This is a genomic window from Lachnospiraceae bacterium (assembly GCA_022794035.1).
In the GTDB taxonomy this organism is placed as follows: Bacteria; Bacillota; Clostridia; order Lachnospirales; family Bianqueaceae; genus CALWPV01.
Window position 1 is genome coordinate 191,485 of sequence record JAAWDX010000012.1, and the last position, 21,465, is coordinate 212,949.

Below are 21,465 nucleotides of genomic sequence, written 5' to 3' on the forward strand. Positions count from 1 at the left end.
ACAGCAATTTTATGGCGTTATCCAAAAATTTATTCCCTGCAGTTTATGTACGCCAAACAGCGCCATACTTTAAAGGGCATTTCCTGAGATTCAGGAAATGCCCCTTGATTTTATAACGAAACAAACACCGATTAAAATTAGTTGGTAATAACAAGCTCAGTCTCTTTGTCAAATACGTGAATACGATTTGCATCCAGCGCCAGCTTGATCTTGTCGCCAGTCTTAACCTGCAGTCTGGGATTTACTTTAGCAATTAAATCCATATCCTCAATATTCAGATACAAATGCATCTCTGCACCCAAAAGCTCGGTAGCATTGATCTCTGCAGAAATCGTTGTATCTGCAAACTGAGCCAAAGCAGCTTCTGTCTCATGGATATCTTCCGGACGGATACCCATAACAACTTCCTTGCCCAAGTAACCGCCGTCAACAACCTTCTTAGCCTTGTCAGGTGTCAGCAACACTTTCTGATCATGGAACGTTAAGTATACATTGTTGCCTTCCTTCTGTGCAACTGCATCAATAAAGTTCATCTGAGGAGAACCGATGAAGCCTGCAACGAACAGGTTCTGGGGCTCGTTATACAGTTTAACAGGAGAATCAACCTGCTGCATCAAACCATCTTTCATAACTACGATACGAGTACCCAGCGTCATAGCCTCAACCTGGTCATGGGTAACGTAGATAATCGTAGCCTTCAGTCTTTCATGCAGTCTGGAAATTTCAATACGCATCTGTACACGCAGCTTAGCATCCAAGTTAGACAAAGGCTCATCCATCAAGAATACTTTGGGCTCACGCACCATAGCACGTCCCATAGCTACACGCTGTCTCTGTCCACCGGAAAGAGCTTTCGGCTTACGATCCAACAGATGCTCGATCTCCAGAATTCTGGCTGCTTCTTTAACTCTCTGCTCGATCTCAGCTTTAGGAGTTTTTCTCAGCTTCAAACCAAATGCCATATTATCAAAAACGGTCATATGCGGATACAATGCATAGTTCTGGAATACCATGGCGATATCACGATCTTTAGAAGCCACATCATTCATCAATTTTCCGCCGATGTAAAGCTCACCGTCAGAAATCTCTTCCAGACCAGCGATCATACGCAGCGTCGTAGATTTACCACAACCAGAAGGACCAACGAAGATAACAAACTCCTGATCCTCAATATCCAGATTGAAGTCATTAACAGCGGTAATACCATTACCGTATGTCTTTTTAATGTTCTTTAACTGTAAACTTGCCATAATAGCCTCCTTAGATATTCGGTGTTACGTTTTGTAACTAGCTAATATAATACACCCTTTTCTCTTTTTCTGCTATTGATTATTTCACCAAAAGCTTACGCTTCATTTTGTTGATTTTGCATAGACCGTTTCACTTTTGTCCTGTCTATTTACTTATCATATGGAAGGAAGCCCTCTCCCAGCACCTCTCTGGCGTCTGACACGACCACAAAGGCCTGCGGATCGATCTCATAAATGATGTGCTTCATTTTGACGAGCTCCTTAGAGGATATCACACAGAACAGCACCTCCTGCTCCTGCTGAGAAAACATGCCTTTTCCCTGCAGACTGGTCACGCCCCGCTCCATTGTTTCCATAATGTGCCCGGCAATCGCTTCCCAGTCCTTTGAAATAATATATACTGCTTTTGAATAGTGAAATCCTTCCACTACTCTGTCTGCAATCTTTGAGGTAAGATATACGCCGATGACGGCATACATCGCCTTCTGCAGTCCAAAAACAAAGCTGCCGCACACAATAATCACAGCATCGATAAAAAATAGCAGCCAGGCAATGGATAAACGTTTATAAAAATGCTGTACAATCGTTGCCAGCAGATCCGTTCCTCCTGTGGTGGCTGCAGCCGAAAGAACCAGCCCTACGCCCGCGCCGCAAAGGATCCCGCCAAACAAGGCATTTAAGATCATATCCTCATTCTCCAGCCGGATCTGCGCCGTCAGATATAGAAATGCAGATAAAAGCAGCGTTCCAGCCAGGGTTTTACCCATAAACTTTTTCCCCTTCAAAACAAGACCAATAATCAACAGCGGAATATTGATAATCAAATTTGACAGATAAAGCGGTACTTCGCGCCCTGTCAAACGAAAACTTAGTTCTTTGATGATGATGCCGATACCCGTTACTCCCCCCGTGACCACATCATAGGGTTCAAAAAATACACTGAGACCCAGCGCCAGTAAAAAGGTGCCCAGTATAATCTTGCTGATATCTAGCAGCCACTGTTTTTTAGCCATCTTTTGCAGATCGATCTGCTTCTCTGCCATACTTTCTTCCTCCTCTTTTTATTTATTTTCCAGGCAAGCTATAGTATAATGAACATACTATACTATGCCAATTATAATGAAAGGATGTACTTTATAATGAAATCTGTTCTTGTTACCGGCGCCTCCCGCGGCATCGGCCGCGCGATCGCGAAAGCTTTTGCAGCCTCTGGCTGGCAGGTCTTTGCCTGCGCCAAAACCTCTCGGGACGCTCTTTTAAGCCTGCAGCAGGAGTGCGGCTGTCTGCCTTTTTTGGCGGATGTAAACGATCCTGCGGATGTGGAGGCTCTGTTCTCTTTTATCAGCCAGCATACGCTTCATCTAGACGCACTGGTCAACAATGCCGGTATTTCCTATATCGGACTTTTGCAGGATATGACGGTAGAAGAATGGGATCAGGTGCTCGGCACCAATCTCCGCAGTGCCTTTCTTTGCAGCCGCCTGGCGCTGCCGCCTATGATCCGCCGGTCTCAGGGCGTTATCCTCAATATTTCCTCTATGTGGGGTGCGCGCGGCGCCTCCTGTGAGGTTGCCTATTCTGCCTCCAAGGGCGGTCTGAATGCCTTTACCAAGGCGCTGGCGCAGGAGGTCGCTCCCAGCGGTATCCGCGTCAATGCCATCGCCTGCGGCGCAATTGATACAGATATGAACCGCTTCCTTACGCCGCCCGAGCGCGAAGCCCTAGAAGAGAGCATCGGTCTCGGCCGCTTCGGCTCTGTGCAGGAGGTTGCGGAGCTTGCGCTTTTTCTGTGCGGCGAAAAATGCCCCTATCTGACTGGTGAGATCATTACATTGGACGGCTGTTTTTCCTGATTTAGGTTTCCTCCCATGCCGCCAGCTCATATAAACCAGTGACCGGATCCCGCTCTGTATAATCCAGTGCCAGCAGTCTATTCTCACAGGATCGCAGTACGATCTTCCTCTCGCGGCGGCCGACCTTTTTCAAAAGCGTGTTCCGCCGCGTCGCTGCCTCCTGCCCTCGCTGCGCCAAGCCTTTAAGCGCTTCCGGCAGCTGATCCGACGGCGTTGACAGATAATAATCGATCAAAAGACTCTTTTGCAGCTCCTGCGCCTCCTCAAACCTGAGCGAAAACAGCGCCATCTCCTGATAGACCTCTGCCATTCCCATCGCCGTAAATAGACGGCCCTTTTCCTGAAAATAACCGGCAATCTCCTCCAGCATGCCAAACGGGCTTTCATAGCGCTGCTCCAACAGCGCCAGATAGTTTGGAAAATGCCCGGAATTATACAGCCGCTCCAGCACATCCTCTATGCATTTTAACTGGAACAGCTCTTCTGGCTTTAAAAAGTCATTTTTTAAAATTTCATAGGGCGGATGCTGAGAAAATACATATCCGTATGGCTCCGCCAAGGCATTCATCGGCGCACCGGTAAGCAGCTTTAAAAATCCTAGCTGAAGCTGGTGCGCTTTTAACTGATACACCGTATCAAAGGACTTTTTAAAGATCTCATAGGTCTCCAGCGGCAGTCCTGCGATCAAATCCACATGCAGATTGATATTTCCTGCCTGCCGCAGCCGTTTAACATGCGCCATTATCCTGTCAAGCCGCTCCGTCCGCCCGCAGGCGCGAAGCGCCGGAGCATACGTCGACTGAATCCCTATTTCCAGCTGAATCCGTCCCCGCGGAAGCCGGGCCATCTGATCGATCAGCTCATCCGAGAGCAGATTCGCCTCTATCTCAAAATGAAAATTTGTGGGACACTCCTGCGGAAGCTCTGCAATCCACTGCAAAATTGCCTTCGCCCGCTTCTCATGGCAATTAAACGTCCGATCCACCAGCTTGATCTGCCGCACCTTTTTCTGCGCCAAATCGCCAAGCTCTTTCAAAACCCGCTCCAGCGGCAGCTCGCGCACGCCGCCCTCTGCCGCCGACAAACAATACGCACAGTGAAACGGACACCCTCTGGAGGCCTCATAATACACAATCCGATTCGCAAACGGCGTCATATCCTCATAGATATACGGCAGCTCATCCAAATTTTCAATTGGCTTTGCAAAAACCCGCTTCCCCTCCTGGCCGACCTGCCAGCTGCTCCGCACCGCCTGCCACTCAGCGCTGCCCGCGCCGCATCTTTCCGCTAAAAGGCTAAAAAACGTATGCTCCCCCTCGCCCTCCATGACGAGGTCATATGCCTCCTCCGTCAGCAGCTTTCCTGCTATGCCGTACGAAACCTCCGGTCCTCCCAGCCAGATCTGCAGCTCCGGCAGCGCCCTTTTCAGATCCTGACACAGCCGGCTGACCATTTCCAGATTCCAGATATAAACAGAAAAGGCCACTATGTCTGCCTTTTCTGCCATAATCTCATAATAAACCGTCTCTATGCTTTGATTGATCGTAAACTCCCTGACCTTCACCTCGCCCACATCCAGCCGCCACTTCTTCGCATACGCCAGCGCACTCTTCTGTAAAGAATACACAGCAGGATTAGAGTGGATATACTTCGCATTGACCGCCGTCAGCAGCGTCTTCATCCGCCAAGCCTCCTCCACAGATCACGGTGCCGCTCCACCAGCGCCTCCTCATACAGGAAGAAATTCACCCCATCGGCGCCGCCCGCCGCCGTTTGCAGGATCGCGCTCTCCAGCTTCGGATCATCGAGCTCAATGATCGGAATCACCTCCTGATCCGCCGCCATCCTTTTAGCGCGCTGCGCTTCGCGGCGCAAAATAGAGACGTCCAATCCCTTTCTCAGCTCGTCCGGATCCTCATAGCCAACCAGCTCGTGTCCCGTCAGAGCATTCAGCGCATAAATGCGCTGCTGCGGCGTCAGATTGGCTGTCCCCTCCAGCATGGTCAGCATATCTGCCAGCTCTACGTTCAGGCATGCCGGACCGCTTTCCTGCGGATAGCAGCGATACAGCATGGGCGCTATGATATCCATTTTGCCCCGCAGATCGCGATAGTGCTGCCCCACCAGATCACTGAGGGCCGGTGCAAAAATATAGACGCCGGCTTTCAAATCCGGATTCACTTCCTTGACTGCCTGTACAAAGTCAAGCAGATGCTCTGTGGTGGCAGCCCGACGAAACTCCATCCATTCTCGGAGTCCTGCATAAAAGGGCATCAGATCCAGCGGCTTACCATGCAGAAAATCATACAGCATGGCCGCCGCCATGCGCATCTCTTTTGCATCGAACCCCATCTTTTCAGCCTTTTCCATACAATGAGGACAAAAGCAGGTATAAAATGCATCGCTGCTTTCTCCTGAGCTTGGTGATGCAAACCGCGCACCGTCAATTAAAATTCCTTGTATGCCCGGCGTCTGTGCCATTTTGCGGACAACCTCTAAATTATAAGCACGTACCTCTTTTCGCGTGGGGCAGGTAGAGGAAAACCATTTCTGCCGGCGGCCCCACATATCCTCTGCCAGCCACTCCTCGCCGGTAAAAGCCGGACCGCGGTAGGCTCCGCTGCAAAGGTAGGCCTGCAGGCCCTGTTCTAAAGCCGCCTGCACCGTTTCTTCACCGCCTACGACTGCTTCAAACCCTAACTCCTTTAAATGTCTGGCCCCTTCTGTAGGCTGAGGGCCGCAGCCATGCATCCAAAGTCTCATTCTTTTAATATAATCTCCACAACCGTATCCTTTTCATCCGGCAGGGGGAACGTCAGACAGCGCTTGCTGTCCAGAAAAAAGAACGCATCCTGCGGATATTCTTTGATATTCCAATAATCCGTCATTTGAATTTCCGATCCATCCTTCAGCAGCCTTGCGCTCTCAACCCGTCCTGCCAGCTTGCTCAGACAGATCGGTCCCATACATTCCTCATAAATATGCGCATACAGCTTTCTGCCGTTTTGAGTATACCGTCCCCACTCAGGCTTAGGGAACTCGGCAATGCCGCAACCATAAATGCTGTCATGATGATCTTCCATCCATCGTCCCACTTCTTTTAAAATGGCAACCGACTCTTCAGGGATCCGTCCCTTCGCATCCGGTCCCACATTTAAAATCATATTGCCGTTTTTGCTCACACATTCAACCAAGCTGCGGATGACCATACGCGGACTTTTATAATGATGGTCAGCGCTGCAGTAGCCCCAATTATCATTGAGCGTGATGCAGGCCTCCCAGGGAATCGACTGTCCCCTGTCATCGGTCAGACCCGCCGGCGGAATCATCTGCTCCGGACAGGCAAAGTCTCCTGCATACACAGAGGGATTTTGCGTTTTGATCGTCCCCGAGCGCTGTCCGCTTCCTTCCAGGCGATTATCAATAATCAGGTCCGGCTGCAGGCTCCTTGCCATATTCACCAGCTCGGTAGCTCTCCAGGTTTCACACTCCATGCCGGGATAGGAAAAATCAAACCACATAATATCGATCTTGCCATAATTGGTCAGCAGCTCTCTCACCTGACCATGCATATAGTCCAGATACCGGTCAAAATGATGCTCCCTGCCTTTATATGCCTCGCAGTCACGCATAGGATGATTTTGATCTCCGTAATGGGGAAAATCTGGATGATGCCAATCAATAATTGAAAAATAAAGACCCACACGGATGCCCTCTGCCCGGAATGCCTCTACATACTCACGCACTAGATCCCGCTTACACGGTGTATTAGTGGATTTGTAATCGGTCAGCTGGCTGTCAAACAAACAGAAGCCGTCATGATGCTTGGCGGTAAGCACCGCATATTTCATGCCTGCCTCTTTTGCCAGCCTTGCCCATTCCTTTGGATCATAGTGCTCCGGGTTAAACGTATCAAAAAAAGGCTGATATTCCTCTACTGACATCCGTTCATAGCTGCGCACCCATTCTCCTCTTGCCGGAATCGCGTACAGCCCCCAATGAATAAACATGCCGAATCGATCGTGCAAAAACCATTTTGTCCGTCTGGTTCGTTCTTCAATTCTCGGATTCATCCCATTTTCCTCCCTTTACTGCCCTACGAGGTCTGTCCTTTCCGACAGTGTGGCCAGCATCACGGCTTTGATGGTATGCATTCTGTTTTCGGCCTCTTCAAACACAACAGACTGCTGACTTTCAAAGACCTCATCCGTGACCTCCATATCCTCTATGCCAAAGGACGCATAAATCTCCTGTGCCGTCTCTGTTTTCAGATCATGGAATGCCGGCAGGCAGTGCATAAAGATTGCCTGGCTCCCTGCTGCCTCCATTACCTGCTTTGTCACTTTATAAGGGCTGAGCTCGCGGATCCGCTCTGCCCATACTTCCTTGGGCTCGCCCATGGACACCCAGACATCCGTATAGATCACATCAGCGCCCTGCACGGCCTGCTGCACATCTTCTATCAGCTGCACACTGCCGCCGGATCTTTCTGCCTCCTGCCGGCAATAGCTTACCAGCTCTTCATTTGGAAAATACTTGGCTGTTGTACAAGCCACAAAATGAAGCCCCAGCTTGGCGCAGACAATCATCAGAGAATTGCCCATATTATAGCGGGCATCTCCCATATATACAAACTTTCTTCCTTTTAAATCTCCAAAATGCTCGCGGATTGTCAGCATATCGGCCAGCATCTGCGTTGGATGATATTCATTGGTGAGCCCATTCCATACCGGCACGCCGGCGTATTGAGCTAATGCCTCTACCTTTTCCTGCTCAAAGCCGCGGTATTCAATCCCGTCAAACATATGTCCAAGCACCCGCGCCGTATCCGGAATGCTTTCTTTTTTACCCATTTGACTGCTGACCGGATCCAGATATGTCGCCTGCATCCCCAGATCATGGGCGGCCACCTCAAAGGCACAGCGTGTCCGTGTGCTTGTCTTTTCAAATAACAGCGCAATCTGGTATCCTTCCAGATACCGATGCGGCTCTCTCTTTTGCTTCTTTTGTTTTAAATATGCAGCTAAATCTAATAAATATTCAATTTCTTGTGCGGAATAGTCCCGCAGCGTGAGAAAATGACGCCCATATAAATCCACTTTTAACAGCCTCCTGATTGAAATAAGATGCTTCTTATCATACACGTTTCGCGGTTAATTGGCAAGTGAAAATTTTTTCAATCAGGGTATTGCATTTTTATAAATCAAGATGTATAATTATTCTCGTTAAATCAACCATCTACATTTAAGAAGGAGTTTTATTATGGCAAAAGAAAAAGTTGTATTAGCATATTCCGGTGGCTTAGATACCACTGTTATCATTCCTTGGCTCAAGGAAAACTATGACTATGATGTTGTGGCGGCCTGTATTGATGTTGGACAGGGAAAAGAAACAGATGGCTTAGAGGAGCGTGCGCTGGCAAGCGGAGCTTGCAAGTTTTACTTAATGGATGTCACTGAGGAATTTATTACTGATTATATCTATCCTACCTTAAAGGCCGGCGCTATTTATGAGACTACCTACATGCTTGGTACCTCTATGGCGCGTCCGCTGATTGCTAAGGTACTGGTGGATATCGCTAAAAAGGAAGGCGCTACTGCTATCTGTCACGGCTGTACCGGTAAAGGAAATGATCAGGTGCGTTTTGAGCTTACGATCAAAGCTTTAGCCCCTGAATTAAAAATTATTGCTCCCTGGCGGATCTGGGATATGCAGTCCCGTGAAGAAGAAATTGAGTATTGTCAGCAGCGCGGGATCGAGTGTCCGATCAAAACCGGCGATAGCTATAGCCGGGACCGCAATATCTGGCATATCAGCCACGAAGGTCTTGAGCTCGAGGATCCTTCTCAGGCACCTCATTACGATTCCCTGCTTAAGCTTGGCGTAACGCCTCAGGCCGCTCCTGATAAGGAAGTGCAAATCTCGCTTGATTTTGAAAAGGGCGTTCCGGTTGCTTTAAATGGTGAAAAGATGGATCCGGTAAGCCTGCTTAAGGCTTTAAATCAGCTGGGCGGCGAGCATGGCATTGGCATTACCGATATTCTTGAAAACCGTGTTGTCGGTATGAAATCCCGCGGCGTCTATGAGACCCCCGGCGGTACCATTATGTTTAAGGCGCATGAACAGCTTGAACACATGTGTCTGGATAAACAGACCTATGCTTATAAGCAGCAGGTTGCTGTAAAATATGCAGAGCTGGTTTATTCCGGCGAATGGTTCACTCCTCTGCGCGAGGCTTTGGCTGCCTTTGTGGATTCCACCCAAGAGGTCATCACTGGCACCGTGAATCTGGTGTTATATAAAGGAAATATCATTCCTGCCGGCTGCACCTCTCCCTATTCTTTATATAGTGAAAGCATTGCCAGCTTTACGACTGGCGAGCTGTATGATCATAAGGATGCGGAAGGCTTTATCAATTTGTTTGGGCTGCCGCTCAAGATTCGCGGCATGAAGGGCTTAACCAAGATCTGATTCTATTGCATTTAAAAAGGGTTACCTCATTTGAGGTAACCCTTTCTTATTTTCTATCATGCTTTTTCCCAGACCGTTCCTTCTCTCGTATCCTTAATCAGAATCCCCTGCCCTGCTAACTCCTCGCGGATAGCGTCGGCCTTGGCAAAATCCTTTGCTTTTTTAGCTGCCTTTCTTTCTGCCAGCTTTGCTTCTACATAAGCAGAAAGCTCTGCATCCACCGCCTGCTCTTCGCTGCGCCGTTTGGTTAAATCTAATGACAGAACTCTGTCAAAATCTTCTGTCAGCGCTAGCTTAGTGGCATCACTGATCTCTGCCTTCAGCACATCATAGAGCACCGTCAGGCCGGACGATGTGTTGAGATCATTGCCAACTGCTTGCAGGAACTGCTCTTTATATTGCTTTACCTGCTCTGCTTCCGGCTCGCCGGCAGGATTTAATGCCTTGACTCTGGCCAGCAGCTTCTGATAGGCAGCGGCTACATTGTCCAGCACCTCGTAGCTGAATTCAAGCGGTTTGCGATAGTGGGACTGCAAACAGAACAGCCTGTAGACCAATGGATCATAATTTTTGCTTTCCAGCAGGGAAACGGTGAGGAAATCACCTTTTGATTTGGCCATTTTGCCGAATTTGTCGTTCAGATGCTGCACATGAAACCAGTGCCGGCACCAGTCATGACCGAGATAGGCCTCGCTCTGTGCAATCTCGTTGGTATGATGCGGAAAAATGTTGTCGACACCGCCGCAGTGCAGGTCTAGCTTTTCCCCTAAATACTGAATGGCGATGCTGGAACACTCGATATGCCAGCCGGGATATCCAACGCCCCACGGGCTGTCCCATTTGAGCTCCTGTTGATCAAATTTGGATTTGGTGAACCAGAGCACAAAGTCGCTTTTATTTTTTTTGTTCGTATCTTGCTCCACGTCTTCGCGTACGCCTACAAGCAGCTCCTCTTCCTCATGGTTGGTCAGTGCATAATAATGCTCCAGCTTGGAGGTATCAAAATATATATTCTCTCCTGCCTGATACGCATAGCCCTTTTCTAAAAGCACCTCAATCATTTTGATAAATTGAGGAATGCAGCTGGTAGCCGGCACCACAAATTCCGGCTTCTTGATATTGAGCTTGCGACAGTCCTCAAAAAATGCTTCGGTATACATCTGCGCGATTTCCATCACCGTTTTATGCTCGCGCTTGGCTCCCTTCAGCATTTTATCCTCGCCTGTGTCGGCATCGCTCGTCAGATGCCCCACATCGGTGATATTCATGACGCGTTTTACATCATAACCGGCATAGGTCAGATATTTCTCCAGCACATCTTCCATAATGTAGCTGCGCAGGTTACCAATATGGGCATAATGGTACACTGTGGGGCCACAGGTATACATGGTAATTTGATTTCCGGTTACGGGTTTAAATTCGTCCACCTTTTTAGTTGCTGTATTATATAAAAGCATAGCTCCTCCATTCTAGGGCGTGTATCTTGGCCCTATTCACATACTTCGCATTCTTCTTCATTGAACATATAGCCCCGCCCCTTTACCGTGCGGATCAAATTGACTGGTAGCTTATGCCGCAGATTCTTGATATGGGCGTCGACAATCCGTTCATCGCCTATGTAATCGTATCCCCAAATCTCATCTAAAAGCTGACTGCGTGTAAGTACCCGTCCTCTGCGCTGCATCAGCCCCCATAAAAGCTCAAACTCCTTAGAGGTGAGCTCAACGGGCTGCCTTTTCCAGCTTGCCTGATAAGCGGCATAATCCATCTGCCAACCGCCGAGCTCCATCTTCTCCTGAAGAGCTACCTGGCTTCGGCGTAGCAGCGCCTGAATCCTTTTGAGTAGAATCTCCATCGAAATGGGCTTGACCATACAGTCGTCTGCTTCCTCTTCAAATGCCTGCAGCTCCGCCTCTTGGCTTGCGGCTAATGTCAGAATGGGAAGCTGATGAGAACTTTTTCTTATCCTTCGCAGCGTTTCCATGCCTGCTTCCAGATCTAAATCCAGCACCAGAAGATCTGGCCTTTCTTCCTGCCATATCTGCAGCAGTCCTTCACTGTTCTCTGACTCTGCTACCTGAAATTCCTTCAGCTTTAAATATTCCCGCAAAGACCGCAGCAGCTCCGTTTCCTTTGCTGCGATCAAAATTTTTATCATTCAGTTTTCGCTAACCTTTCCTTTATCCAGTTCTGCTTTTCCTCTTCTAAGACGCTGTCCGTCAGTTTTTCAGGCTGCCGATATTCGTCCAGAACTGCCTCCTGCCCATATTTGTCAATTAAATATTCTACAAAGGATCCAGCGTATATACAATACGCAGCCCGGTAATTTCCAGCCTCCTGCGCGCTCTTCATTTGACTGATAGCCTGCATCATGTCTCCCAGCTTAAGTGCCTCCTGATAGCTGCCTGCTGCATAAAGAGTCTGTGCCAGCACTGTGATCCCTGCCGGCTTCTGCTCTGCCTCTGTTTGATGAAGTGCCTGCAGCTCCTTTACTTCCTTAGCATATGAATCCAGCAGACTTTCTCCCATCTGCGCAGCTCCGCAGGCGGCCAGTCCCTCGCGCAGCCAGTCCTGCACCTCTGTGCCGGCCAGCAGCTGAATCATGTAATTGATATAGGGCTGCTCTGCCTGATCATAATAATAGATATCCAGCTGTCCATTAGCCTGCTGTGATGCTCCTTCGCCTGCATGCAGATAACATGCCATCTCCTCCTGCACGGTATAGCCGCTTCCTAAAAAGGCCTGTGCCTTTTGCAGTGCCTGCTCTAAACAATATACTGCTTTGTCTTTGTCGTTTACACTTTCATCCTCTATACAGAAACGCAGGCCTCCTGCCTGTGTATACGATACGCCATTTTTCTCTGTGTATTCATAGCTTTTCGGCGCCTTTTGTGCCTGACATCCTGCCAGTAAAAGCACACATACCAGCGCTGCCGCCCATATTCTCTTCATGTTTACCTCCACCAGTGCAATATAGAAATATTATAAACATATTATCTGTGAATTACAAGAGGAATCTCTGTTATCCTTAGTTTAAAATTATATCGTGAGATCCGTCCCTTTGATCTGAACTTGTCATTCTTGCAAGTGCTGCTCGCCGCGGCCTTGGCTCTCGCAGTTGCTGAATTCAAAAATAAGTAGAATTAACGTATCTAACGCTTCCATTGGCCCGTTATCGAAGATGCCTGTGGATACATATAACTGGCTAAATGAAGCATTTTATACGTTATACTGATGCGCATTTCTGCTGCTCAACTTGTCTTTTGAGCCAATTGATACGTTAAAACTCTCATTTTTATTAAGTGCTAACGCCCAAGATCGCGAGATCCGTCCCCTTGCTATGAATTTATCATCTTTGCGGGCGCCGCCCGCTGTGCTTCCCAGTTGCCACAGGCAAAAATAAACAGAAATAACGTATCTATCGCTTCATGAGCACGTTACCGAAGCTACCTGATGGTGTATATAACTGGCTAAATGAAGCATTTTATACGTTATACTGATGCGCATTTGTACTAATCAACTTGTCTTTTAAGCCAATTGATACGTTAAAACTCTCATTTTTATTAAGCGCTAACGCCCAAAACAGCCAAGCCACTGCCATAATCGAAAATTTTTAAAATCTCTTGTGAAACATAGATCTTTGGGGTATAATAAGGGCGGTAAGGCGATTCACGGCTTTTCAAGCCCCTGTACCGCCCTATGAGTTTGACCCTCCGCGTCAAACCCATCAAACCAAACCAACCGATTCGTTAGGAAAGGAGACACATTCACATGAATAACTTTGCTAAAAACGTATTCGAAAAAGAACAAATCAAAGATCTGATGTCTAAAATCAAAGGAGAAGAGCGCAAGAAAAAGAATACCCTGCTCTGGGTTATCATCGCTGCCGTAGCAATCTCCGCTGTCGTTGCATTCCTTGTTGTCCGTTATTTCAGCGAATATGACTGCTGCGATGAGCTGGACGAAGAAGATTTTGATTATCTTGAGGATGACGACGAAGACGAAATTGAAGAAACCGTCTTAGAAGAAGTAACGCAGGCCGCCACCGAAGCTGCCGAAAAAGCTCCGGAAGCCTAAAAATAAAAGGAAACCGATATTATGAAAGAACGTGTCCTACTGCAGGGCGTTGTTTCTGAGGTTCTTTTCCCTAATAAAGGAAAGCTGATACCGGCTGTGGAGCAGCCTCCCATTTCCGAGGCTGATTCCCCGGCCGGCATTTTATATGTAGAGCCCACCAAAACATACGGCCCCCTCTCCATCAAAAACGTGCTGCCCGGCCAGACATGGCTTGTCAGCACTCACAAAAACGGCAAAAAAAGCCACGAAGCCCGGCCCGTGCGCCTGCTTACCCCCGCATCCTATGAAATACAGGCGCCCTGCCCGCATGCTGCAGACTGCGGCGGCTGCTCCTATCAGACCGTCCCTTATGCACAGCAAACTGCTTTCAAGGAGCAGCAGGTCCGGCAGCTGTTAAGCACTCTGCCCGGCATCACCGAAGCCCTATGGCCGCCCATACAGCCCAGTCCGCTGCTGCTCGCCTACCGCAACAAAATGGAATTTTCCTTCGGCGACAGCGAAAAAGGCGGCCCGCTCACCCTCGGCCTTCACAAACGCGGCGCCTTCCACGATATCATCAGTGTCCCGAATTGCCAGCTCGTGCATCCTGATATCCGCCTGATCCTGCAGGAGACGCAAGATTTTTTCCGCGCCAGCGGGCTGCCTTATTATCATACCCGCTCGCACGAAGGGATCCTGCGGCATCTGGTGGTGCGGCGCAGCTTTGCTAGCGGCGATATTCTGATCAATCTGGTAACCTCCTCCGGCATGGCCGGAAATGAGGCGCTGCTGAGTGCCTTTACCGAAATGCTGACGCAGCTTCCTTTGCAGGGCCGGATCGGCGGCGTGCTCCACACGACCAACGATTCGCTGTCTGACGTCGTGCAAAGCGATGCCACGGAGCTTTTGTATGGTCAGCCCTCCCTGACGGAGACGCTGCTGGGACTGCAGTTTCAGATTTTTCCGTTTTCTTTCTTTCAGACCAATTCTCTAGGTGCTGAAGCGCTGTACCAGATTGTGCGCGATATGGCCGGCGATCTGAGCGGCAAAACTGTTTTTGATCTTTATTGCGGCACAGGCACCATTGCCCAGATTATGGCGGCGGCCGGCGCTTCTTCTGTTACCGGTATCGAAATCGTTGCCGAGGCCATCGAGGCGGCCAAGAAAAATGCAGCGGCAAACGGTCTGCGCAATTGTACCTTCCTGGCCGGAGATGTGCTGGCGCTGGTGGACACGCTTGCCGAGCAGCCTGACCTGATTGTGCTTGATCCGCCACGCGACGGCATCCATCCCAAGGCACTGCCGAAGATTCTGGCCTATGCGCCGCAGCAGTTTATCTATGTCTCCTGTAAGCCCACTTCCCTGCTGCGCGACCTTCCGCAGTTCATCGAAGCCGGGTATCAGATTGAACAGATCCGTTGCTGCGACATGTTCCCCATGACCGTGCATGTGGAGACGGTGGTCAAGTTAGTAAAATGTAAATAGCTCAACTAGCCGAAATATATCTGGCTACGAATAAGTTCGACTGGCGTCGAACTTAGCAAGAAATCCCTGCGGGATTCTTGCGATCGTTCTGTGTCTGTATTAATGCTTTACTTTCTGACTGAATCTGCTTATAATATTAAATAAGAGACTTTTCTTATTTTAATTATGATAAGGAGAAAACAGTATGAAGTATGATTTTACTTCCATTATCGACCGGCGCGGCAAGGATGCGATCGCGGTTGATAACTGGACCAATGGATTTACTCCTAAACACGGGCTTGACATCATCCCCATGTGGGTGGCTGACATGAACTTTCCCACTGTACCCACCGTGCAGCAGGCCATCATCGAGCGGGCACAGCATCCGGCCTTCGGCTACTTTGCTCCCCGCAAGGAATACCACGATTCCATTATCCGCTGGCATGAGACTCGCAATGGCGTGACTGGCCTTACAGCCGACTGCATTGGTTACGCCAACGGCGTACTGGCTGGCGTTGTTGCCGCCCTCGCCGCTTTCGCTGCTCCCGGCGATAATGTGCTTTTGCACAGCCCGACCTATATCGGTTTTACCGGCAGCATCCAAAACTCAGGATATCATATCGTACATAGCCCGCTGAAGCAGGATGAAAACGGCGTATGGCGCATGGATTTTGAAGATATGGACGCGAAGATCAAAGCTAATAAGATCCATGTGGCGGTATTCTGCAGCCCGCATAATCCGTGCGGCCGCGTTTGGGAGCGCTGGGAAATTGAAAAGGCTATGGAGGTCTATAAGGCTAACGACTGTCTCGTCATCGCTGATGAGATCTGGTCTGACATTATTCTTGCCGGCCATAAGTATATCCCCACGCAGTCGGTGAGCGAGGATGCTAGAAATCGTACTGTAGCGATGTATGCGCCCAGCAAAACCTTTAATCTGGCTGGTCTGGTGGGCAGCTATTCCATCATTTATAATTCTTATCTGCGCGACCGCGTATCTGCACAGATTGGTAAGTCGCACTGCAATTCGATGAATGTGCTTTCCATGCATGCGCTGATCGGCGCCTACAAGCAGGAGGGATATGAATGGGTTGACGAGCTTTGTCAGGTAATCACGGGCAATGTTGACTTTGCTTATGATTACATTAAAGACCATTTTGAAGGCGTAGAGCTGAGCAAGCCGCAGGGTACTTATATGCTGTTCCTTGACTGCACGAAATGGTGCGAAGCCCATGGTAAGACGGTTGAAGAACTCCTTAAGGCTGGTCAGGAGGTCGGCGTAATCTGGCAGGATGGGCGCCCGTTCCATGGTCCCTGCTCGATCCGCATGAATCTGGCGCTGCCGCTGAGCCGCGTACAGGAAGCCTTTAAGCGCCTCGATCAATACGTGTTTAATGCCTGATTTAACGCATATAAAAAAGGTCTTTCTTTTCCAGACGGAAAAGAGAGACCTTCTTTTTTATACCTGTGACATTGGCACGGCCGTTCTGTGATCCAGCCGCTTCTTTACCACAATATAGCAGATTACATGTACGCTCATTGTTAAAAGCCATGAGATAGGATAAGAAAGATACAGCGTTTCCAGCGTTCGGTTGGCAGCAAAGACTGTGAAGATCCAGATGATTCGAAAAGCGCAGGCGCCCGTAAGCGAAACGATCATCGGCATAATTGAATAGCCAAGGCCCCTTAAGCACCCCACCATTACATCCATCATGCCGCATAGAAAATGCGTTGTAAAAATGAACTTCACACGAATCATCCCATACTCAATGACCTCCGGCGATGACGAATAGATGCCCAAAAGCGGTTCTCCCAGTGCAAATATCAGCCAGCCGATTGCCAGGCCGATCATCATCACCAGCCCCATGCTCCTCATGGTAATCTGATTGATCCGCTTATACTGCTTTGCTCCCATATTCTGACTGATAAAGCTGAGCGAGGTCTGATAAATCGCATTCATCGATACATAGCTAAACCCCTCCAAATTAGCGGCTGCCGTATTGCCAGCCATAGCCACTGAACCAAAGGAATTGATCGAAGACTGAATCAGCACGTTTGAGATCGAAAAAATGCAGCCCTGCAGCCCTGCCGGCAGGCCAATCCGCAGCATCCCCAAAAGCTTTTTCGTATTGATATGCAGCTTTTTTAATTCGACCCTGCACATACCGTCCAGCCTGAGCAGACAGAGAAGCACCAGCACCGCCGAAACCGCTTCTGAGACCACCGTTGCAATCGCCACGCCGGCAACGCCCATGCCGCACACGATGACAAAAAACAGATTCAAAATCACATTGATAACGCCAGAAAGCATCAGAAAATAGAGCGGCCGCTGCGTATCGCCGATCGAACGCAGAATTGCCGCGCCAAAATTGTACAGCATAAAGACCGGCATGCCCACAAAATAAATCTTCATATACAGGCTCGCCTTGTCCAGCACATCCTCCGGCGTTCCCATCATACGCAGCAGCGGCCCTGATAAAAATACGCCGATAAAAATTAAAAATACGCCGCTCACCAGACTCACCGTCACCGCGGTATGCACTGTCTGCGTCGTATTTTCCCAATCGCGCGCGCCCAAATACCGCGCCACCAAAACATTGGTTCCGATTGAAAGTCCATTAAACAGGTTAATCAAAAGATTAATCAGCGCAGAGGTGGAGCCAACCGCCGCCAAAGCTTCACTGCCCGCAAAGCGCCCGACCACCACCACATCCGCCGCATTAAACAAAAGCTGCAAAATGCTCGACAGCATGAGCGGAAATGCAAAAAGCAGCATTTTCCCCAAAAGCGGGCCCTCGCACATATTGATCTCATAAGATTTTTTCTTCATTTCCGATCTCTCCCGTCTTGCAAAAATAAATTAAACCCATTATAATGATTTAGGGTTATTTATGCAAGTCCCAATTATAAATATTTCAAATTTACCCAAAGGAGCCACTTCCATGGATTACACTCTTTTAGCACAGCAGCTGCAGGCCCTTCTGGAAGACGAGCGCTGCTTCCTGCCCAATCTGGCCAACGCCAGTGCGCTGCTCTTCAGCCAGCTGCCCGATCTCAATTGGGCCGGCTTCTATCTGACCCAGCAGACGCCTGAGCCTTGCCTTGTGCTAGGCCCCTTTCAGGGCCTGCCCGCCTGCATCCGCATTCCTTGGGGAAAGGGCGTTTGCGGCACAGCCGCCAAACTTGACCAGGTGCAGCGCATTGATGATGTGCACCAGTTCCCGGGTCACATTGCCTGCGACGGCGCTTCCAATTCTGAAATCGTGATCCCCATCCACGCTCAAAATCGGGTCGTGGGTGTTTTGGATATTGACAGTCCGCTCTTCTCCCGCTTCACTAAAGCGGATGAAGAGGGTCTTGTGCGGCTTGTTCAGATCATAGAAGCCGCCTGTGATTTTACTACTCTATCATTTAAAGGAGGACAACAATTATGATTCGTATTGGTATTTATGGGTACGGAAACCTTGGACGCGGCGTTGAATGCGCAATCGCCCAAAATCCTGACATGCAGCTGGTAGGCGTTTTCACGCGCCGCGACCCGCATACGCTTTCCCCGCTCTCTGGCGCTCCCGCCTATCATGTAGATGAGGCGCTGCACATGCAGGATCAGATCGATGTCATGATCCTCTGCGGAGGCAGCGCTACCGATCTGCCGCAGCAGACACCGGCCATGGCCGCTCATTTCAACGTCATCGACAGCTTTGATACGCATGCCAACATCCCTCAGCACTTTGCTGCTGTAAATGCCGCTGCTGAAAAGAGCGGCAAGGTTGCCATTATTTCTGTAGGCTGGGATCCCGGTATGTTTTCTGTCAACCGCCTCTATGCTGAGTCCATCCTGCCGCAGGGACAGTTCTATACCTTCTGGGGCAAGGGCGTCAGCCAGGGACATTCCGATGCGATCCGCCGCATTCCCGGCGTAAAGGATGCGCGCCAGTATACGATCCCGGTTCCGGCCGCTTTAGATGCTGTGCGCAGCGGCTCTCAGCCAGAGCTTTCTACACGCGAAAAGCATACGCGCGAATGCTTTGTCGTCGCTGAAGAAGGAGCCGATCTAAAGGCTATCGAAACGGCCATTGTCACCATGCCCAATTATTTTGCTGATTATGACACAACTGTACATTTTATTTCGGAAGAGGAACTACAGCGGGACCATGCCGGCATTCCCCACGGCGGCTTTGTCATCCATACCGGAAAAACCGGCTGGAACCAGGAAAATAATCATGTGATCGAATACAGCTTAAAGCTGGATTCCAATCCCGAATTTACTTCTTCCGTCTTGGTCTCCTATGCACGCGCCGCCTATCGCCTGCAGCAGGAGGGACAGTCCGGCTGCAAGACCGTACTTGATATTGCTCCCTCCTATTTAAGCGCTAAAAGCGGCGATGCCCTGCGCGCTGCTCTTCTTTAATCTTTCAGGAAAGGACTTTCTCCATGAATCTTGAAGATATTTATCAGGCATACTGCCAAAAAGATATTTATCCGTATCATATGCCCGGCCATAAACGCAATACGGCGATGCTGCAGATGGCCAACCCTTATGGCCTCGATTTCACCGAAATCGACGGCCTGGATGATCTGCATGAGGCCAGTGCGCACCTGGACCGCGACTCCATTTTAGCCAATGCCATGCGCAGAGCCGCTCGTCTATTTGGCGCCCGGCGCAGCCTCTATCTGGTTGGCGGCAGTACAGCCGGCCTTGTTTGCTCGATTTTGGCCTGCACGCGGCGCGGCGATGAAATTCTGATTCCGCGCAACTGCCACAAATCGGTTTATAACGCGCTGGCGCTGGCAGGGCTTAAGCCCGTTTATATTTATCCCTCTGTTGATGAAAGCTTTGGCGTATACGCTAACCTGCAGCCCCAGGATGTCAAAAATGCATTAGACGCGCATCCTGACATTCGTTTGGCTGTGTTGGTATCGCCCACCTTTGACGGAATTGTCTCTGACGTTACTGCAATCGCGGAAACGGTTCACGCACATGGCATTCCGCTGCTGGTGGATGAGGCCCACGGACCGCATCTTGGCTTTTCGCCCGATTTTCCGGACAGCGCAGTCCACCGCGGCGCTGATATTGTGGTTCAGAGTCTGCATAAGACCTTGCCTGTACTGACGCAGACCTCGATCCTCCATATATGCAGCGATCGCATCGATGAACAGAACCTTGTTCGCCAGCTGGCCGTAATCGAATCGACCAGCCCCTCCTATGTGCTGATGGCCAGCGCTGATAAATGTGTGGATCTGCTGGAGCAGCAGGGTCCGGAATTATTTTCTGTTTATTATCAGCGCCTGCAGCAGTTTTCTGAGCAGATGAAAGCACTGAAGCACCTGCGTGTATTAGGCATGGGAAACGATGATATCAAGACGCATCCCCATATTTTCGCCTATGATCCGGGCAAAATCCTGATTTCTACGCGCGGCACCACGCTGACCGGAGCAGAGCTGTATGCTGTCCTGCTTGACAAATACCGCCTGCAGATGGAAATGAAGCTGCGGGATATGGTGCTGGCTATGACGAGCATCTGTGATACCCAGGAAGGATTTGACCGCCTTGCCGCCGCTCTGCTGGAAATTGATGCCGGGCTTAAAGACGGAGCGCCAGGCGCCGCTTTCACCTTAAAGCAATGCGAATTTTCGGTTCCGACCATTTCACCGGCCGAGGCTATGGAGCGCGCCAGCGTTATGCGCTCTCCTGAGGAAGCAGCCGGCCATATCGCCCGTGAATTTGTTTACGCATATCCGCCCGGCATTCCCTATATTGTGCCCGGCGAGACCATCGAAAGCTCTACACTGGAAACCATGCGTCAGATGCAGGCAAGCGGAATTCGCTTAATCAGCACCTGCCATCAATATCCTGATTTTATTGAGACCTGTGAATAAGCTTTGAGGCAAGCGCAGGCCTTTGAGGCAGGTGTCTGTGCAGTCGCTGGCCAGATGTCTGTGCAGTCGCTGCCCGCTCCTCCCGCCGCCAATGGCGGAAATGGACGATATAGCTGAATTTTTTCTGCCACATGTGGCGGAACCCGAGTTAAATGGCGGAAAGCTTCCGCCATTTTTCTTTTTAGAAGACTTACCAACTGAGAGAGTTCCGCTATTTTACAACTGTTCCGCCATACATGGGAGAAAAAGTTCAGCTATATTGCTAATTCTTAAAAAGCTGACTGAAGAAAAATAAAGCATAAAAAGAGGATGCTGCCATGCTTGCAGCATCCTCTTACTTTTATCTAGCAAAGCGTCTCTTGATGAGGAGTAAGACTGCCATCGCCAGCACTGCTCCCAGCAGCACCGCCATCATCGGCCTCATCCCTTCATCTCCTGTCGCCGGCCCTACATTGTCGATCTTTCCATCTCCATCTGCATCGATGTTCTTA

General features: G+C 49.6%; 19 protein-coding genes and 1 pseudogene. 9 read left to right on the forward strand and 11 right to left on the reverse strand.

Annotated elements, in window-relative coordinates; genetic code table 11:
• Positions 1–137 precede the first annotated feature (137 nt).
• Both ugpC and HFE64_10085 read right to left on the reverse strand, forming a co-directional pair.
• Complete coding sequence (ugpC, locus tag HFE64_10080) at positions 138–1,250, reverse strand: sn-glycerol-3-phosphate ABC transporter ATP-binding protein UgpC (protein MCI8633811.1); 1,113 nt, start codon at positions 1,248–1,250, stop codon at positions 138–140.
• Between the two features lie 149 nt (positions 1,251–1,399).
• The gene (locus HFE64_10085; protein ID MCI8633812.1) at positions 1,400–2,293 is read right to left on the reverse strand and encodes a YitT family protein; all 894 of its coding nucleotides are present in this window, start codon (positions 2,291–2,293) and stop codon (positions 1,400–1,402) included.
• A 96-nt stretch (positions 2,294–2,389) separates the two neighbouring features.
• Between HFE64_10085 and fabG the strand changes: the two genes are divergently transcribed.
• Positions 2,390–3,103 carry a 3-oxoacyl-ACP reductase FabG gene (gene fabG, locus HFE64_10090; GenBank protein ID MCI8633813.1) on the forward strand — a complete coding sequence of 238 codons (714 nt, stop codon included), beginning with the start codon at positions 2,390–2,392 and terminating at the stop codon, positions 3,101–3,103.
• 1 nt (position 3,104) lies between these two features.
• On the opposite strand, the gene HFE64_10095 is transcribed toward fabG, so the two are convergent.
• The 4 genes from HFE64_10095 to argF are packed head-to-tail and all read right to left on the reverse strand — an operon-like array spanning position 3,105 to position 8,202.
• Positions 3,105–4,784: a B12-binding domain-containing radical SAM protein gene (locus HFE64_10095; protein ID MCI8633814.1), complete on the reverse strand. Its 1,680-nt coding sequence runs from the start codon at positions 4,782–4,784 to the stop codon at positions 3,105–3,107.
• On the reverse strand, positions 4,781–5,866 hold the full coding sequence (locus HFE64_10100) for a hypothetical protein (protein MCI8633815.1): 1,086 nt from the start codon (positions 5,864–5,866) through the stop codon (positions 4,781–4,783). Before HFE64_10100 ends, HFE64_10095 begins: the two co-directional genes overlap by 4 nt.
• Entirely contained in the window at positions 5,863–7,176 is a 1,314-nt protein-coding gene (locus tag HFE64_10105) for an alpha-L-fucosidase (protein MCI8633816.1), read from the reverse strand. The genes HFE64_10100 and HFE64_10105 overlap by 4 nt, the downstream gene beginning before the upstream one ends.
• Before the next feature lie 15 nt (positions 7,177–7,191).
• A complete protein-coding gene (argF, locus tag HFE64_10110) occupies positions 7,192–8,202 on the reverse strand; it encodes an ornithine carbamoyltransferase (GenBank protein ID MCI8633817.1) in 1,011 nt (336 codons plus the stop codon).
• Between the two features lie 163 nt (positions 8,203–8,365).
• Here argF and HFE64_10115 point away from each other — a divergent pair, with 163 nt between their 5' ends.
• Complete coding sequence (locus HFE64_10115) at positions 8,366–9,574, forward strand: argininosuccinate synthase (GenBank protein ID MCI8633818.1); 1,209 nt, start codon at positions 8,366–8,368, stop codon at positions 9,572–9,574.
• A gap of 56 nt (positions 9,575–9,630) precedes the next feature.
• Here the strand turns inward: HFE64_10115 and cysS are convergent, their stop codons facing one another.
• From cysS to HFE64_10130, 3 genes are read right to left on the reverse strand one after another with little or no spacing between them, the layout of a single operon-like run.
• Positions 9,631–11,031: a cysteine--tRNA ligase gene (cysS, locus tag HFE64_10120; protein ID MCI8633819.1), complete on the reverse strand. Its 1,401-nt coding sequence runs from the start codon at positions 11,029–11,031 to the stop codon at positions 9,631–9,633.
• A 32-nt stretch (positions 11,032–11,063) separates the two neighbouring features.
• On the reverse strand, positions 11,064–11,732 hold the full coding sequence (locus HFE64_10125) for a response regulator transcription factor (protein MCI8633820.1): 669 nt from the start codon (positions 11,730–11,732) through the stop codon (positions 11,064–11,066).
• Entirely contained in the window at positions 11,729–12,526 is a 798-nt protein-coding gene (locus HFE64_10130) for a hypothetical protein (protein ID MCI8633821.1), read from the reverse strand. The genes HFE64_10125 and HFE64_10130 overlap by 4 nt, the downstream gene beginning before the upstream one ends.
• Positions 12,527–13,345: 819 nt before the next feature.
• Between HFE64_10130 and HFE64_10135 the strand changes: the two are divergent.
• From HFE64_10135 to HFE64_10145, 3 genes and pseudogenes are all read left to right on the forward strand, one after another.
• Positions 13,346–13,579: pseudogene (locus tag HFE64_10135) on the forward strand (hypothetical protein).
• Positions 13,580–13,672: 93 nt separating this feature from the next.
• On the forward strand, positions 13,673–15,115 hold the full coding sequence (gene rlmD / locus HFE64_10140; GenBank protein ID MCI8633822.1) for a 23S rRNA (uracil(1939)-C(5))-methyltransferase RlmD: 1,443 nt from the start codon (positions 13,673–13,675) through the stop codon (positions 15,113–15,115).
• Between the two features lie 184 nt (positions 15,116–15,299).
• Positions 15,300–16,496, forward strand: a complete 1,197-nt coding sequence (locus HFE64_10145; GenBank protein MCI8633823.1) for an aminotransferase class I/II-fold pyridoxal phosphate-dependent enzyme — start codon at positions 15,300–15,302, stop codon at positions 16,494–16,496.
• Positions 16,497–16,553: 57 nt separating this feature from the next.
• Here the strand turns inward: HFE64_10145 and HFE64_10150 are convergent, their stop codons facing one another.
• A complete protein-coding gene (locus HFE64_10150) occupies positions 16,554–17,924 on the reverse strand; it encodes an MATE family efflux transporter (GenBank protein MCI8633824.1) in 1,371 nt (456 codons plus the stop codon).
• Between the two features lie 112 nt (positions 17,925–18,036).
• Here HFE64_10150 and HFE64_10155 point away from each other — a divergent pair, with 112 nt between their 5' ends.
• The 4 genes from HFE64_10155 to HFE64_10170 all read left to right on the forward strand — a co-directional run bounded on the left by HFE64_10155 (position 18,037) and on the right by HFE64_10170 (position 21,269).
• Positions 18,037–18,528 carry a GAF domain-containing protein gene (locus tag HFE64_10155; protein ID MCI8633825.1) on the forward strand — a complete coding sequence of 164 codons (492 nt, stop codon included), beginning with the start codon at positions 18,037–18,039 and terminating at the stop codon, positions 18,526–18,528.
• A complete protein-coding gene (locus HFE64_10160) occupies positions 18,522–19,505 on the forward strand; it encodes a diaminopimelate dehydrogenase (protein ID MCI8633826.1) in 984 nt (327 codons plus the stop codon). Before HFE64_10155 ends, HFE64_10160 begins: the two co-directional genes overlap by 7 nt.
• Positions 19,506–19,528: 23 nt before the next feature.
• Entirely contained in the window at positions 19,529–20,974 is a 1,446-nt protein-coding gene (locus HFE64_10165) for an aminotransferase class I/II-fold pyridoxal phosphate-dependent enzyme (protein MCI8633827.1), read from the forward strand.
• 91 nt (positions 20,975–21,065) lie between these two features.
• The gene (locus HFE64_10170) at positions 21,066–21,269 is read left to right on the forward strand and encodes a hypothetical protein (protein ID MCI8633828.1); all 204 of its coding nucleotides are present in this window, start codon (positions 21,066–21,068) and stop codon (positions 21,267–21,269) included.
• Positions 21,270–21,314: 45 nt separating this feature from the next.
• Here HFE64_10170 and HFE64_10175 read toward each other — a convergent pair.
• Positions 21,315–21,465 (reverse strand): LPXTG cell wall anchor domain-containing protein (locus HFE64_10175; GenBank protein ID MCI8633829.1); only part of this gene is annotated, 151 nt, incomplete at its 5' end.

What these genes read in the sequence shown, in the direction of transcription:
- ugpC (MCI8633811.1), bottom strand. Translation starts at nt 1,250, where the DNA reads ATGGCAAGTTTACAGTTAAAGAACATTAAAAAGACATACGGTAATGGT.
- HFE64_10085 (MCI8633812.1), bottom strand. Translation starts at nt 2,293, where the DNA reads ATGGCAGAGAAGCAGATCGATCTGCAAAAGATGGCTAAAAAACAGTGG.
- fabG (MCI8633813.1), top strand. Translation starts at nt 2,390, where the DNA reads ATGAAATCTGTTCTTGTTACCGGCGCCTCCCGCGGCATCGGCCGCGCG.
- HFE64_10095 (MCI8633814.1), bottom strand. Translation starts at nt 4,784, where the DNA reads ATGAAGACGCTGCTGACGGCGGTCAATGCGAAGTATATCCACTCTAAT.
- HFE64_10100 (MCI8633815.1), bottom strand. Translation starts at nt 5,866, where the DNA reads ATGAGACTTTGGATGCATGGCTGCGGCCCTCAGCCTACAGAAGGGGCC.
- HFE64_10105 (MCI8633816.1), bottom strand. Translation starts at nt 7,176, where the DNA reads ATGAATCCGAGAATTGAAGAACGAACCAGACGGACAAAATGGTTTTTG.
- HFE64_10115 (MCI8633818.1), top strand. Translation starts at nt 8,366, where the DNA reads ATGGCAAAAGAAAAAGTTGTATTAGCATATTCCGGTGGCTTAGATACC.
- cysS (MCI8633819.1), bottom strand. Translation starts at nt 11,031, where the DNA reads ATGCTTTTATATAATACAGCAACTAAAAAGGTGGACGAATTTAAACCC.
- HFE64_10125 (MCI8633820.1), bottom strand. Translation starts at nt 11,732, where the DNA reads ATGATAAAAATTTTGATCGCAGCAAAGGAAACGGAGCTGCTGCGGTCT.
- HFE64_10130 (MCI8633821.1), bottom strand. Translation starts at nt 12,526, where the DNA reads ATGAAGAGAATATGGGCGGCAGCGCTGGTATGTGTGCTTTTACTGGCA.
- rlmD (MCI8633822.1), top strand. Translation starts at nt 13,673, where the DNA reads ATGAAAGAACGTGTCCTACTGCAGGGCGTTGTTTCTGAGGTTCTTTTC.
- HFE64_10145 (MCI8633823.1), top strand. Translation starts at nt 15,300, where the DNA reads ATGAAGTATGATTTTACTTCCATTATCGACCGGCGCGGCAAGGATGCG.
- HFE64_10150 (MCI8633824.1), bottom strand. Translation starts at nt 17,924, where the DNA reads ATGAAGAAAAAATCTTATGAGATCAATATGTGCGAGGGCCCGCTTTTG.
- HFE64_10155 (MCI8633825.1), top strand. Translation starts at nt 18,037, where the DNA reads ATGGATTACACTCTTTTAGCACAGCAGCTGCAGGCCCTTCTGGAAGAC.
- HFE64_10165 (MCI8633827.1), top strand. Translation starts at nt 19,529, where the DNA reads ATGAATCTTGAAGATATTTATCAGGCATACTGCCAAAAAGATATTTAT.
- HFE64_10170 (MCI8633828.1), top strand. Translation starts at nt 21,066, where the DNA reads ATGGCGGAAATGGACGATATAGCTGAATTTTTTCTGCCACATGTGGCG.